Annotated in this window: 12 protein-coding genes; 6 read left to right on the top strand and 6 right to left on the bottom strand. The window is 42.2% G+C overall.

Annotation, left to right across the window (positions count from 1 at the left end; genetic code table 11):
- Positions 1-100 precede the first annotated feature (100 nt).
- The 4 genes from FKQ60_RS00300 to gyrA form a co-directional block, all read right to left on the bottom strand.
- Entirely contained in the window at positions 101-1,639 is a 1,539-nt protein-coding gene (locus FKQ60_RS00300; RefSeq protein ID WP_170905186.1) for a L,D-transpeptidase family protein, read from the bottom strand.
- 390 nt (positions 1,640-2,029) lie between these two features.
- On the bottom strand, positions 2,030-2,677 hold the full coding sequence (ribA, locus tag FKQ60_RS00295; protein WP_154168307.1) for a GTP cyclohydrolase II: 648 nt from the start codon (positions 2,675-2,677) through the stop codon (positions 2,030-2,032).
- 482 nt (positions 2,678-3,159) lie between these two features.
- Positions 3,160-3,339 carry a hypothetical protein gene (locus tag FKQ60_RS17440; protein WP_040904340.1) on the bottom strand — a complete coding sequence of 60 codons (180 nt, stop codon included), beginning with the start codon at positions 3,337-3,339 and terminating at the stop codon, positions 3,160-3,162.
- Between the two features lie 374 nt (positions 3,340-3,713).
- Positions 3,714-6,389 carry a DNA topoisomerase (ATP-hydrolyzing) subunit A gene (gene gyrA / locus FKQ60_RS00285; protein ID WP_158138395.1) on the bottom strand — a complete coding sequence of 892 codons (2,676 nt, stop codon included), beginning with the start codon at positions 6,387-6,389 and terminating at the stop codon, positions 3,714-3,716.
- Between the two features lie 350 nt (positions 6,390-6,739).
- Between gyrA and ubiG the strand changes: the two genes are divergently transcribed.
- From ubiG to yfaE, 4 genes are all read left to right on the top strand, one after another.
- Positions 6,740-7,447, top strand: coding sequence for a bifunctional 2-polyprenyl-6-hydroxyphenol methylase/3-demethylubiquinol 3-O-methyltransferase UbiG (gene ubiG / locus FKQ60_RS00280; protein WP_158138394.1), 708 nt, complete (start codon positions 6,740-6,742; stop codon positions 7,445-7,447).
- A 500-nt stretch (positions 7,448-7,947) separates the two neighbouring features.
- A complete protein-coding gene (gene nrdA / locus FKQ60_RS00275; RefSeq protein WP_170905185.1) occupies positions 7,948-10,230 on the top strand; it encodes a class 1a ribonucleoside-diphosphate reductase subunit alpha in 2,283 nt (760 codons plus the stop codon).
- Positions 10,231-10,306: 76 nt separating this feature from the next.
- Positions 10,307-11,440 carry a class Ia ribonucleoside-diphosphate reductase subunit beta gene (gene nrdB, locus FKQ60_RS00270; protein WP_004395360.1) on the top strand — a complete coding sequence of 378 codons (1,134 nt, stop codon included), beginning with the start codon at positions 10,307-10,309 and terminating at the stop codon, positions 11,438-11,440.
- Positions 11,440-11,718 carry a class I ribonucleotide reductase maintenance protein YfaE gene (gene yfaE / locus FKQ60_RS00265; protein WP_110167010.1) on the top strand — a complete coding sequence of 93 codons (279 nt, stop codon included), beginning with the start codon at positions 11,440-11,442 and terminating at the stop codon, positions 11,716-11,718. The genes nrdB and yfaE overlap by 1 nt, the downstream gene beginning before the upstream one ends.
- Positions 11,719-11,744: 26 nt before the next feature.
- Here the strand turns inward: yfaE and FKQ60_RS00260 are convergent, their stop codons facing one another.
- Together FKQ60_RS00260 and FKQ60_RS00255 are read right to left on the bottom strand one after the other, a co-directional pair.
- Positions 11,745-12,011 carry a hypothetical protein gene (locus FKQ60_RS00260; protein WP_040904342.1) on the bottom strand — a complete coding sequence of 89 codons (267 nt, stop codon included), beginning with the start codon at positions 12,009-12,011 and terminating at the stop codon, positions 11,745-11,747.
- A 192-nt stretch (positions 12,012-12,203) separates the two neighbouring features.
- Positions 12,204-13,454 (bottom strand): CinA family nicotinamide mononucleotide deamidase-related protein, encoded by a 1,251-nt coding sequence (locus tag FKQ60_RS00255; protein WP_170905184.1) that lies wholly within the window; start codon positions 13,452-13,454, stop codon positions 12,204-12,206.
- Between the two features lie 286 nt (positions 13,455-13,740).
- Here FKQ60_RS00255 and FKQ60_RS00250 point away from each other — a divergent pair, with 286 nt between their 5' ends.
- The gene (locus FKQ60_RS00250) at positions 13,741-14,637 is read left to right on the top strand and encodes a DUF3943 domain-containing protein (protein WP_158143932.1); all 897 of its coding nucleotides are present in this window, start codon (positions 13,741-13,743) and stop codon (positions 14,635-14,637) included.
- Positions 14,638-14,815: 178 nt separating this feature from the next.
- Positions 14,816-15,328, top strand: a complete 513-nt coding sequence (locus tag FKQ60_RS00245; protein ID WP_004395364.1) for an ACT domain-containing protein — start codon at positions 14,816-14,818, stop codon at positions 15,326-15,328.
- Positions 15,329-15,347: the final 19 nt, after the last annotated feature.

Raw genomic sequence — 15,347 nt, 5'->3', positions numbered from 1 at the left:
TGAACAACCAGCAAAAAATTATCACCAACTATGACATTCTCACTACGTTTTGACAAGTCGCGCTCGCGACTCACATCACTTGACGTGATAAGGAGAGTCGCTAATGAGTCACTAGCTTATCGAGACGATAGATATCTTCTCTAAAATGCAATTGTCCTGCGTCATACCATGCTGTTTGATAAATGATCTGCACTGGTATGCGCTGTCTTAATGGGATTGCTTGGTTCACTGAGCTACTTTGCGGAGCAAATTGTTGAGAGTCTAACCCCTGTTTAGTTAACAACATATTGGCAAATTGATCGGCATGTTCAACCCGAATACAACCCGAGCTAAACGCTCTTGAGTCACGCTCAAATAAGTATTTACTTGGAGTATCATGCAAAAAGATCGCTCGGCGATTCGGAGTGTTAAATTTATATAATCCCAGAGCATTATGATAGCCCGCTCTTTGACGCATACGATAGGGGAATGCCTCTAATGAGATATTTTCCCAATCTATCGATGTCGGATCTAGAGTCTGCGTCGCTCCCCAACGCGGTAGAATCTCTAGATTCTGACGATCTAAATAACGAAGATCTCGCTTCGCTATCGGTAAAATATCTTCCACCATGATTTTATAGGGAATATTCCAAGTGGGATTAACAATTAAAGAATCCAAACGAGTCGTCATGACTGGCGTCGGTCGTGAAATGCGTCCGACCACCACCTTTGATTGAAAGACGTTTTCCCCCGCATGCCAATATTTCAATTCAAAACTCGGTACATTAACCACAATGGATGTGTTACTGGTTGGCCATAAACGCATTCGCTCAGCATTCAAGGCAATCAGACCCAAACGTTCTTCAACGGAGAGATTAAGCCATTTTAATGTCTGCGGACCAATCACACCGTCAGCGGTTAGTCCATGTAACTGCTGAAAATGCTTTATGGGTTCGATTAATGAATTATCGTACCAAGAGACATCATCACGAATCACTGTGACATCAATATTGACCAGAGCTAAACGCTGGATCAAGGTAGGACGGTCGTCCAACTTATCGCCCGGCCGTTTCAGACCCGCTTGTCGATAAAGCGGTAATGGTGTCGCTTTGAGCGCAGATAAAAAACCGTGAGCATAAACCAATTGATGATAAGCGGGATCTTGTGGTGCATGCTGCAAAACTAAATCAGCCATCGCTGGCGTACCAGCGGCAACAGACAGAGCTAACCGTGAAGATGCACTCGGCAAAGGCAAAGCGTAGTTAAGTTTACCGTTAAAAAACCAATCAATCCCTTGTTGAGTGGCTAATTGAGCATAACTAAGATAGCCGATAATGGTGTCTGTCGCTAAAACATCATATTGAACCCATGCTTGTTGTTCACTCAAGGCTCGTAATTGCTTATAGCGTTTTGAAAATAACGGACTAATATTCGCTTGATGGATCAGCGCAAGTTGCTGCTCAAAATAGACTCGACTCAACTCATCTCGCCAAATTAATTGATACTGATTACGCTGATAGAGTTTCTCGACTTGTTGAGGATAATGTAACGCATACTCACTTTGTCCTTTGAGATCAGGAAGTTGAACCACTGGCGTATTGGCAAAAAGTGGCAAACTAATCCAAAGCAAAACAATGGCCATCAATGAGTAACGCTTCATATTTTTAGTGCTCCCTTGGCTAACCGGTAGCATTGGTTAATTTAGGATAGGTGAGCATAGACGATACCCATCACTAAACCGTCCAACCGATGTTGGAGTAAGTATGGCAAATATTCCCCGCTTTACCCACTCTTTATCCAAATTGATCTCGATGGCTAAGCCAAACGTTTATCGGCTGCTCTTGAGCAAGTAGCGCGTTATCTTGATAGGCTATCGACAGGAAAAATCTGCAACGTACAAACGACAAACCCCATCATTTCAAATCAAGAAATGATGGGGTTTGGGCATAAAATTTTAATGAGCAGTCATAGAAAATATCACGTAGATGACGCCGATGGAGAAACACACATCGATATCGCAGAGACTTCTTACACTGAAAAAGATAACCGCTTATAACTTCAAATGATGTTTACCATGTGAGACTTTCGCTTTTAAATAGTCTTCATTACCATTTTTAATGTGTGCAGCTGTATTAACGACACTGATAATTTCAATACCGTGCTCTTGTAATTCTCTTATTTTCTTAGGGTTATTCGTTACTAAACGAATCTTAGTCACCCCAAGTGCTTTTAGCATTTGCGCAGCTTCGGTAAAATCGCGCAAATCATCACCAAAGCCAAGATGATTATTGGCTTGATATGTATCCATGCCTTGGCTTTGTAAGCGATAAGCATCAATCTTATTATACAAGCCGATTCCACGACCTTCTTGACGCAAATAGAGAATGATACCGCCATATTCGCCCATCTTAGTAATGGTCTCTTCAAGTTGCTCCCCACAGTCACACCTTGAAGAATGGAAAACATCGCCAGTTAGACACTCAGAATGCATTCTAACTAATGGAATAGGTTGTGTTTTATCTGCCGCTTGAAAGATAACGGCTACGTGTTCTTTATCCGATTGTAAACCTCGGAATGAAAGAATCTCAGCATCAATATTACTTTTCAAGCCAACTTTAAAGTCGACTCTGGCTCTCACTTCCGCCATATCTTTACTCACTTGAATTCGTTCTGACTGCACGCTAGTTATGGTATGCATAAGGTTACTCTTATCTGATGATTTTTACTATGGAGACTAATACCCCATTTTTCAACGAAAAGATCACAATAAGCTCAAATTGTTATATTATAACAATTCATTAAGATCGCAACAAAAGAGTGAAGAGCTTATACCCAAACGACTTGAAGTTGTAGGTAGGCGGCAAGTGAGTGAATCCCCATGAGCATAGGCAAACGATGTGATTGGGATGAACGAACGTAGCTAACACCGCTGCAGCTTCAAGTCGGAAGGGGATAGATAGTGAGGCTTGTGGCCAACATTGCAGCATAAAGAATATGCGAACCTATCCAGACTAGACTGGCGTCAATCAAGCAGAAAAAGTGTGGCACTTAAGAAGTCGTAAGAAAAGATGGTCAAAAAAAAGAATAGCTAAATGATAAAATAGATAGACGATGCTCTGTTCAATCAAAAATGATGATATCATCGAGATCCATTCATTAGTCGATGTTACCATTTTTGAATTAATGACTTTGCGAGCGCTTCCAAACCGCTAATTCAACCCAAATTTGCTCTAGCTCTTTTAATTCTTCTTCAGTTAACAACGATAAGGTCGTGGTTTGCTGGGGCAAAGCATAAGACTGAAACGCGCTAATTTGCGCATAAAAATCTTTTTTTAATTGCGAGATTATGGCGTAGTCCACGGCAAATATCCTATGGTGATTTGATTATAATTTACTCTAAAAATAATATCACTTCCTGTTAATATCTAGCAAGAATATTTTAGAATTGCAATAATAATCACACTATTTATTTATATTAGCCAATAAAGCGTTTTGAATCTAAGACGATCACCAATACGTTGACTATATAATAAAAGGGATCATTGAGAGTGAGTGAAGAGTAAAATCATGACAGGAAATGATCGCTCAATTATATCGATCGTTCTTAATGATCCTATTATGATCTTAATATCTGCACTTCTTTTAACCATAAAAAAGACCGAGTATTTAATCTCGGTCTTTTATTCGTAATATTCACCACTGCTTATTTATTAAAGCGGTGTGAATATGACAACTTATTCAGTAGGATCCGTATTTACATCCGTTGAATCAGTGTCGATCACCGTTGACGTTGACTCCACCGATGACTGATCTTCAGAAGAAACATCATCATCTTGTGGCAAATCTGCCTCATCAAGCTCTTCAATACGTTGCAGGCCAACCACTTTCTCACCTTCTGAAGTACGGATAAGCGTGACACCTTGGGTATTACGCCCTACCTGACTCACTTCAGAAACACGAGTGCGAACCAAAGTTGCTGCATTGGTAATCATCATGAATTCATCGCCTTCATCGGCTTGCACCGCTCCGACAACTTTACCATTACGTTCTGAAACTTTGATTGACACAACGCCCTGTGTCGCACGGCTCTTCGCTGGGTATTCAGAAAGCTGAGTTCGTTTACCGTAACCATTTTCAGTCACGGTTAAGATGTCACCATCGGTTTTTGGCACAATTAAAGATACGACTTGATCGCCTTCAACCAGCTTCATACCACGAACACCAGATGCAGTACGTCCCATTGGGCGAACCCCACCTTTCACATTACCTTCATCATCAACAATCGGTTTTTCGTTAAAACGAACCACCTTGCCTGATTTTGAGAACAACATGATATCGCTTTCACCGTCGGTAATTTCAACCCCGATCAACGAATCATCATCACGTAAGTTAACAGCGATCAAACCATTAGCACGAACATTAGAGAATTGATCAAGTGAGGTCTTCTTAACCGTACCATCACCGGTTGCCATAAAGATAAATTTATCTTCACTGAATTCCGTTACCGGTAAAATAGCGGTGATACGCTCGTTTTCTTCAAGTGGCAATAAGTTAACAATCGGCTTACCACGTGCGGTGCGGCTAGCCAGTGGTAATTGATACACTTTCAGACGGTAGGTCTTACCGCGAGTTGAGAAACATAAGATATTATCGTGCGTATTGGCTACCAATAAACGCTCAATATAATCTTCATCTTTCATTCGTGTCGCACTCTTACCTTTACCACCACGACGCTGCGCTTCGTAATCGGTCAATACCTGATACTTAACATAGCCTTCATGTGACAAAGTAACGACAACATCTTCACGAGCAATCAGCTCTTCCATATCGATATCGTGGCTAGCGGCAGTAATTTCGGTACGACGTGCATCACCAAAATTATCACGAGCCATTTCTAACTCTTCACGGATCACTTCCATCAAGCGTTCTGTATTCGACAAAATATGGATTAGCTCGGCAATTTCATCCAATAACGCTTTGTACTCATCAAGAATTTTGCCGTGCTCTAGACCCGTTAAACGGTGTAGACGCAAGTCAAGAATCGCCTGAGCTTGTTGCTCAGTTAAGAAATATTGACCATCACGAATGCCGTATTGCGGCTCTAACCACTCCGGACGCGCGGCATCAGTACCAGCACGCTCAAGCATAGCGGCAACATGGCCTAAATCCCAACCACGAGAAACAAGACCCATTTTTGCTTCAGCCGGTGTCGGGGCTTTACGAATCAGATCGATGATCTCATCGATATTGGCCAACGCGAGTGATAAACCTTCAAGAATATGAGCTCTTTCACGCGCTTTACGTAGTTCAAAAATGGTGCGGCGAGTAACCACTTCACGGCGGTGGTTAACAAAACACTTCAACATCTCTTTTAAGTTGAACAGTTTTGGTTGACCATTATCAAGTGCCACCATGTTAATGCCGAACGTCGTTTGCAATTGAGTATTGGCATAAAGATTATTTAATACCACTTCCGCCACGGCATCGCGACGACACTCAATTACAATACGCATACCGTCTTTATCAGACTCATCACGTAATGCGCTAATCCCTTCGACTTTTTTCTCTTTTACTAAATCGGCAATTTTCTCAATCAAGCGCGCTTTATTCACTTGATAAGGAATTTCACTAACGATGATCGTCTCTTTGCCATTTTTCTCGGTTTCAATTTCCGCTTTTGAACGCATGTAGACTTTGCCGCGCCCCGTTTTATAGGCGTCAACAATGCCCTTACGACCACTGATCAGAGCAGCAGTTGGGAAATCTGGACCTGGGATATACTCCATCAGCTCATCAATAGTAATATCTTCATTACTAATGTAAGCCAAACAGCCATTGATCACTTCAGTCAAGTTATGAGGCGGGATATTGGTTGCCATACCGACCGCAATACCAGACGAGCCATTCACCAATAAGTTAGGAATTTTTGTCGGCATGACAGCAGGAATTTGCTCTGTACCATCATAGTTAGGTACAAAATCAACCGTTTCTTTATCTAAATCGGCCAAAAGCTCGTGAGCAATTTTCGACATCCGAACTTCGGTATATCGCATCGCTGCCGCTGAGTCACCGTCAATCGAACCAAAGTTACCTTGGCCATCGACCAACATATAACGCAGAGAAAAAGGTTGCGCCATACGTACAATTGTATCGTAAACCGCACTATCACCATGTGGGTGATATTTACCAATGACGTCCCCTACTACACGAGCCGATTTTTTGTAGGGTTTATTCCAATCGTTACCCAAGACACTCATCGCGAACAACACGCGACGATGCACTGGTTTTAGACCATCACGCACATCTGGAAGAGCACGACCAACGATGACTGACATCGCATAGTCTAAGTATGAACTTCGTAGCTCATCTTCAATGTTTACGGGTGTGATCTCTTTAGCTAGATCGCTCATAGAGCCATTATCCCTCTATAGTTTGATCGGATTATTCAAACCACACTCAGTTTTGCTCGACAACGAGCCTTGGTTTAACTGTTTTGTTGGCCGAATAATATTGATACTTATAAGGTTGAAAAATATAACACAAGTTGACCCACTTCGGCATCACTTTCCCTGCCCTTTTATCAGGTTGTGACCGTGGTTAAGTATCAACTGCCGAGAAATCACACATTCGTCTTATATCTAACTGATAAGTGGTTACTTTTCCATCAACTCTCTTTGGGTTAAAGATAACGGCTGGTGTGTATTGCTCAGCGGGTTATAATGAGCGCTTATTCGTGTGGAAAACATAGGCAATCAGAAGTATGACCAAAGCACAAAATGTCGATCCAAATGAAATTCAAAAATTTGCCGATATGGCATCACGTTGGTGGGATTTAAACGGCGAATTTAAACCATTGCATCAAATTAATCCGTTACGTCTTAATTACGTGCTGGATAATGCTAATGGTTTATTTGATAAAACCGTACTGGATGTTGGCTGTGGCGGGGGGATCTTAGCCGAAAGTATGGCTCGAGAAGGCGCAATCGTGACTGGCCTTGATATGGGCAAAGAACCATTGGAAGTGGCTCGCTTACACGCGCTTGAAACAGGCACAACGCTGACTTATCTACAAAGTACCGTCGAAGATCACGCCCAGCAATATCCGCATCATTATGATGTGGTCACCTGTATGGAAATGCTCGAACACGTACCCGACCCTCTCTCCGTGGTCAAAGCCTGTGCTCGTTTGGTGAAACCCGGCGGCCATGTGTTTTTTTCTACCTTAAACCGCAATATTAAATCTTATCTATTTGCGATTGTCGGTGCTGAGCAACTGCTCAAGATTGTGCCGAAAGGAACCCATGACCACAGCAAGTTTATTCGCCCTTCTGAGCTGTTACGTATGATTGATCAAACTGCGTTACAAGAACAAGGCATCACTGGTTTGCATTACAATCCCCTTACTGATCGTTACCGTTTGGGAAAAAATGTGGATGTGAATTACATCATTCATACCCGAGTGCTCTAAAATAACCGCTCTCTTTGCTCATCGATAGCAAAGAGCATTGGCAACCATAAGTAGAACGAACAACGGGTCTTGTGCATCATGACCAGCACATTTATCGTGTCAATTGGTGCTTGACAAGACCTTAGTAAACCTTTGACTCGGGTCTCAATCTTTACTGAAAAAATTACTGAAAGATCAAGTCATTTTTTTTTAAGCTTGGTTAGTAAAAAAGCAATCTGCAAAGGCAGATTTTTTACCATTAAATCTACCCTTTGATTGTCGGTAAGTAGCTACTAACTGAATTTTTTTATTTCTCAGGTTATCCACAATATGTGCAAGTTCTGTAACTTGCATTCATGACCAGATAGCACTATCTTGTAACCCGAACACTGATACACCCCTATATATAGTGTTTCTCACCACTGGCTGTAGGGCGATTTTTATCACAAAGCCAACGTTTGATTTACAATAATTACACCAAAACATGGCTTTTATCAGTTTTGTTAGGGAAATAAAGCAGAATGAACCAACAACTTACTGTCACCAAGCGTGATGGCCGCAAAGAAAATATCGATTTAGATAAAATTCATCGCGTAATCGAATGGGCCGCTGAAGGTCTGGATAACGTCTCCGTTTCACAAGTAGAACTGCGCGCTCACATCCAGTTTTATGACGGGATCACCACCTCTGATATCCATGAAACGATCATCAAGTCTTCCGCTGATTTGATTTCTGAAGAGACACCAGATTACCAATATCTTGCAGCAAGGCTCGCGGTATTCCATCTACGCAAAAAAGCCTATGGTCAATATGAGCCACCCGCACTCTATGATCACGTTTCTGCAATGGTCGCAAAAGGTAAGTATGATAGTCACTTACTTGAAGATTATAGCGCCGAAGAATTTGCGCTGATGGATACGTTTATTGATCATCGACGCGATTTAGATTTTTCTTACGCCGCCGTCAAACAGCTGGAAGGCAAATACTTCGTACAGAACCGAGTCACTGGACAAATTTACGAAAGTGCACAATTTTTGTATCTGTTAGTGGCCGCTTGTTTATTCGCCAAGTATCCCAAAGCAACACGTCTTGATTTTGTTAAACGTTTTTACGATGCGACGTCGACCTTTAAAATATCACTCCCAACACCGATTATGTCGGGTGTGCGCACCCCTACGCGTCAGTTCAGCTCATGCGTGTTGATTGAATGTGGTGATAGCTTAGACTCGATTAATGCAACGGCAAGCTCGATTGTCCGTTACGTCTCACAACGTGCAGGGATCGGCATTAATGCTGGACGCATTCGCGCATTAGGCTCTGAAATTCGTGGCGGTGAAGCATTCCATACGGGTTGTATTCCATTTTACAAGTATTTCCAAACGGCGGTGAAATGCTGCTCACAAGGTGGCGTTCGTGGCGGTGCAGCAACGGTATTCTATCCTTTGTGGCACGGTGAAGCAGAATCCTTATTAGTTCTGAAAAATAACCGTGGTGTCGAGGAAAACCGTGTTCGTCATATGGACTATGGCGTTCAGCTCAATAAACTGATGTACAGACGCTTAGTAGAAGGCGGCAATATTACCCTCTTTTCACCGTCTGATGTCCCTGGCTTATATGACGCATTCTTCCAAGATCAAGATGAATTTGAACGTCTGTACGTTAACTATGAAAATGACCCTAGTATCAAAAAACGTACCGTCAAAGCGTTAGAGATCTTCTCGCTGTTAATGCAAGAGCGTGCCTCAACAGGTCGGATCTACATTCAAAACGTGGACCACTGTAATACTCACAGTCCATTTGATGCTAGCGTCGCACCAGTACGTCAATCGAATCTGTGTTTAGAGATTGCTCTACCTACCAAACCACTGACGAATGTCGAAGACGATAGCGGTGAGATTGCACTCTGTACTCTGTCTGCCTTTAACTTAGGTGCAATAGAAAAACTCGATGATTTCGAAGAGTTAGCTGAATTGGTGGTGCGTGCATTAGATGCTCTACTCGATTATCAGGATTACCCTCTTCCAGCGGCTCGTAAGTCAACCATGAACCGCCGTACGTTAGGCGTAGGTGTTATTAACTACGCTTACTACTTGGCAAAACACGGTGTGAAATATTCCGATGGTAGCGCGAACGGATTAACGCATCGTACCTTTGAAGCGATGCAATATTATCTGCTCAAAGCCTCGGTGTTATTAGCGAAGGAGCAAGGCCGTTGCCCTGCATTTAACGAGACTAACTACGCCAAAGGTCTGCTACCGATCGACACGTACAAAAAAGATCTTGATGCATTATGTGATGAACCATTGCATTACGATTGGGATAGCTTACGTACTGAGATCATGGAGTTTGGTTTACGTAACTCAACGTTGACCGCTTTAATGCCGTCTGAAACGTCATCGCAAATTTCTAACGCGACCAATGGTATTGAACCACCACGTGGCTATGTATCGGTCAAAGCGTCTAAAGATGGCATTCTTAAGCAAGTCGTTCCTGAGTTCATCAAGCTTAAAGAGAATTACGAGTTGTTATGGAATATTGGCTCTAATGATGGTTACCTGCATTTAGTCGGTATTATGCAGAAGTTCGTTGATCAAGCGATTTCAGCGAACACCAATTATGATCCAAGCCAGTACGATTCTGGTAAAGTTCCGATGAAAAAATTGCTCCAAGATCTGCTCACTGCGTATAAGTATGGCGTAAAAACGCTTTACTATCATAACACGCGTGATGGCGCTAAAGATGATCAAAAAGATGCTGTGCAAGCACAAGATGATGACTGCGCTGGCGGCGGATGTAAGATCTAAGCAACTTTTTTGAATATTATTCACTGATAATTTGTATGCCCCTTGCAGAGTAAGGGGCTAAACGGATGAAACCACTATGGCTTACAGCACTTTTACTCAGAAAAAAAATGACCAACTGAAAGAACCTATGTTTCTTGGTCAACCAGTCAACGTTGCTCGTTATGACCAGCAAAAATATGAAATTTTCGAAAAACTGATCGAAAAACAATTAAGCTTTTTCTGGCGACCAGAAGAAGTCGATGTATCGAGCGACCGAATCGACTATGGTAAATTACCTGATCATGAAAAGCATATTTTTATCTCTAATTTAAAATATCAAACTCTGCTCGATTCTATTCAAGGACGCAGCCCGAACGTTGCGCTACTTCCTTTAGTCTCATTACCTGAGCTTGAAACGTGGATTGAAACGTGGTCATTCTCTGAAACGATTCACTCTCGCTCTTACACACATATTATTCGTAATATCATCAATGATCCTGCGGTTGTATTTGATGATATTGTTGAAAATGAGCATATCCTTAAGCGTGCAAAAGACATCGCCCATTACTACGATGACTTAATCCAAGCGACGAATGATTATCATCGTTTTGGTGAAGGGAAACACCAGCTTAATGATGAAACGATTAATGTTAGTTTGACTGAGTTAAAGAAGAAGCTTTATCTCTGCTTGATGTCGGTTAATGCGCTAGAGGCGATTCGTTTTTACGTTAGTTTTGCCTGTTCGTTTGCGTTTGCCGAACGTGAACTGATGGAAGGGAATGCGAAAATCATTAAATTGATTGCTCGTGATGAGGCATTACATCTGACCGGTACACAGCATATGATTAATCTGCTTCGTAACGGATTGGATGATTTCACCTTCTTGCAAATCGCTGAAGAATGTAAGCAGCAATGTTTTGATTTGTTCAAAGAAGCAGCTGAACAAGAAAAAGAGTGGGCAGCGTATTTATTTAAAGATGGATCGATGATTGGTCTAAACCGCGACATCTTATGCCAATACGTTGAATACATTACGAATATCCGCATGCAAGCCGTCGGCCTAGAGCCAGCTTATCCAAAAGCAACCAGTAATCCGATCCCTTGGATTAATGCGTGGTTATCTTCTGATAATGTTCAAGTTGCCCCACAAGAAGCGGAGATAAGTTCGTACTTAGTCGGTCAAATTGATAATGAAGTCAATGCTGATGACTTTGAGGATTTCCAACTGTAATGGCCAGTATCAAAATCAACAATACCGTAACCATTGAGTCTAATTCCTCTAATACGCTGCTAGAAAGCATGGAACAAGCGAGGTTAGAGCCAGAATATAATTGCCGAGACGGGCACTGTGGCGCGTGCCGCTGCACCCTTGTTTCCGGTGAAGTGGAATATGTTGGTTTTGCGATGGCTTATACGCAAGGTAATGAAATTCTACCCTGTATCTGCAAAGCAAAAAGCGCACTTGAGCTGGTTGGGGTGAATTATCGCCCAAAAGCCAAGCGCGCTTAACTTCTCGTGTTTATCTAAAGCCAGCACTATGCGCTGGCTTTAATACCAAATAACAGTCTATCGACCGTACTTCCTGATACCGATTTTTGCGCAATCTCCCTTCCCCCATCATCAAATAGAGACAATTGATAACCGTATTGATTTGGTGAGCAATCCTCTCTATTCGGTTCTTCTATTGGGGTATGCAGCCAAAGTGAAACCACATCTTGATGTTGATGAATTAACGCCTCACCTAAGATAACTTTTTGACTTGCGACTTTATACCAAACGAGAATTTTAGATTGATGGAACATACCAGCCTCCTGCCGAAATGAATCGAGCGAGTTGTTAGTCTACAGATAAATTCACTCGCTGGATCGATCATTTTTTCAGCTAAAAGGGCAAGCTTCAGCAAATCAAACGGTTACTATTTAGACTAATTAGGCATACTGCGGCTTATCTAAAACGTCTCTGGTAATAAGTTGGTAAATCACCATCTTATCAGGTCAAGATGGTTGTTTATTGAGCATGCTAGCTGGTAAATGCATCTCTTTAAGGCTCGTTACACTGCTATAGTGAGCGAATATCGGCTTCGCTGACAAATAACGACGTAGCATATCCCCCGCAATGGTTGCGATCAGCTGCTTTTGATCGTCTGCAGAATAAGTACGATTAAATTTTAACTGTTGTGCCCATTCGCCATGAGGGGTCGATAATGCCAAACAAAAGGCATCGTCTTGCAGTGGACCACTTACTAACGCAAGATCTGTGGCACACTTCTCTTTTGTCGCTCCTGCCAACGCAAATACCGCAGCAAGAGGCTCTTGTTCACTCAGTCCGGCTTCAGCACCATGACTTAATATCCAACTATGACCACTTAAGCGAGCAATTTGCTCATCACTGAGTAACCAATAGGAAAGCCATCCCTTCGTCGCCTGCTCAGCTATCGATAACGACAGTCCTTTATCTCGCAATAAATGCCCAAGATGAGTCAGCATAGGTTCATCGACACTCACCACATAAGCTTCAATATGCGAATGAATCAGCTGTAATACCCTGACTCGTGTCGCTAAATCATTAGCCGGGCCAAAAAGTTTAATTTCGATAAAAGGCAAATACGAGCGATAGCCAAGTTGATAACCTTGTGGAAGCTGTAACTTATCAAGCTTATCGGAAAGCCCGGATTCCGAGCTACCAAACGTATACAACTTGCTGCATTCAAAACCGACTTGTTGCGGAAACTGCTGTTGTAGGTCTGGCAAAATCTGTTGCTGAACCATCAACTTAAACTCGCTTGGCACCCCTGGCGTAAAATAAAACCAGCAATCATTGATAGACAATTTAAATCCACATGCGGTACCAATAGGGTTATCAATCAGGGTCGCTTTCTCTGGTAACATCGCCTGTTTAAGATTACTGTCTGGCATGGTTTTTTGGCGCTGAGCAAAAAAACGTTGTAATACTTCAACCCATTCAGGAAAGACGACTAAACGTTGATCAGCGGCTTGAGCCGCCGCCGCTGTACTGAGATCATCGCTGGTCGGGCCTAATCCACCATTCACAATGACGACCTGATTATTGAAGCTGAGCATTAACAACTCTTCGACCAAGGCAGATTGACTATCACCTACCGTAGAACGTTTGGTGAGACTAAAGCCATTTTCAAAAAATAGCTGTGATAACCAAGCCGCATTGGTATCGACGATGTCACCATGCAATACCTCTTCTCCAGTACTTAACATTGCTATCTTGAGCATAGTTTGACCTTATTTGAGTACTCGTTTCTCATTATAGCCATCAGTATAACCAACCGATGGCATTAGATATACTTGGTTGAATGCTTAAATCCGAACCAACGCTATACTTGAACACTGAAAATGACCGCAAGCGGTAAGTCGTTCAATGAATAAGCCTATTGATCATTTTCATCATGAGCATTTTCATGGATAATTAACCCTTTATACTACTGAGCATGTTGAGCGAGCTAAAAACTCAACCGTTTGACCCCATCAACAACGATTTATTTAATGATTGGAGCGTTTTGTGCCTAAAAAATATAGTCTTGCATTGCTATTATCTTGCACTTCTTATGCCAATGCGGCGTACTATCAAATGCCCCAACATATAGAGTTATCTTATAATGTCGACTGTCTACAAGTCGTTTGTCATCAGCCAGAAGCCGTAGTTCCTTCGCAACTCACTTTTGTTACACCATTAAAGCAACAACCAACACTAAAGATCGAAGATTCATCACTACCGCGTTATTTAACCATTTCAGATACTCGGGACTGGGCTTATTTAAGAGGTCAAACATACACCATATTAGGACTCAGTGTTGCGACGGTAGGATTGATGACTCTGCTCCCTGAATCGATCACAAAATGGGATGAAGAGGACCGCAATCTAAGTGGCTTAGGCCGAAAATGGAAAGATAATGTCACTTCTGGACCAACGTGGGATCGCGATGAGCATTTTCTGAACTATATTATGCATCCATATTTTGGCGGGGTGTACTACACCGCGGCAAGACATGCTGGCTTTAATGAATTTGAGTCTTTTCTTTATTCGGCCACGATGTCGAGTTTCTTCTGGGAGTATGGTGTAGAAGCGTTTGCTGAAGTCCCCTCTTGGCAAGACCTCTTTATTACCCCTTTCTTTGGCGCGGTAGTCGGAGAACTGATGTTTGAGAAAGAGCAAGACATTGTCGCCAATGGTGGTGAAGTATTTGGTTCTCAACGTCTAGGCAGCGTCAGCCTCTTTCTGTTGAATCCTGTTGGACACATTCATAGTTGGGTCAGTGATGCTTGGGGTGGTAGTGCTGAAGTGACATTCCAAAGTACACCTTGGTTTGGTGATAGCAATGCGGCTAAATTTGCCCTCAATTCCGGTGCAAAATACGATAGTCAGTTCTATGGTATTGATTTTAAAATTTCTTTTTAACGGATTCTCAAGGTGGCCTTTTCGCTAAAGGTCACCTTATTCAATGACTTTTGTGCGAAAAATAGAATTATCAGACCTTGATCGGTATCCTTTTCGCAAACATTGACCTACCTCAATTTTTATTCATCATAACCGCCTACACTGATAATAAGCGTTCAGGCTATGCTAGGAGGTCATTATGAATAGTACTTTTATTGTAAACTTTGTTGGCACAGCCACTGCCGCAACGATCAAACAATTGGCGGCGATCACTCATGAAAATGAGGGAAAATGGCTAATCAGCAAAGTCAACTTCATCGACAATCAAGTGGCTGCGGTGATTAAAATTGAAGTACCGCAAAACAACGCGGACATAGTGAAATCCGCCTTTCAATCTCACTCCGAATTGCTGGTACAAATTATTGATTGTGAAGCACAAACAAACCAAGAAGAGCAGATTTATCACGTCCGCTTAGATGCCAATGATCGGTTTGGGATTGTTAATGAAATCACCCATTTACTTGATGGGCAAGGGATCAATATTCTTGATATGGATTGTCAACGAGTGTTTTTAGCAACTGGTGGTGGCGTGAGTTCGAGTCTATTTAGTTCAACGATGGCCATTCGTTTACCAGCAGAAATCCGGATTGAAGATGTCATTAAAGAGCTGGAAGCACTCAGTGAAGATACTCGGGTAATGTTAGAATCTTAAATAAAATTGCTCCAATAAC

Source organism: Vibrio sp. A11 (assembly GCF_013048705.1).
Taxonomy (GTDB): Bacteria; Pseudomonadota; Gammaproteobacteria; order Enterobacterales; family Vibrionaceae; genus Vibrio; species Vibrio metschnikovii.
The sequence above is the reverse complement of the archived record's forward strand: the minus strand, read 5'-3'. Positions and strand labels throughout refer to the sequence as shown.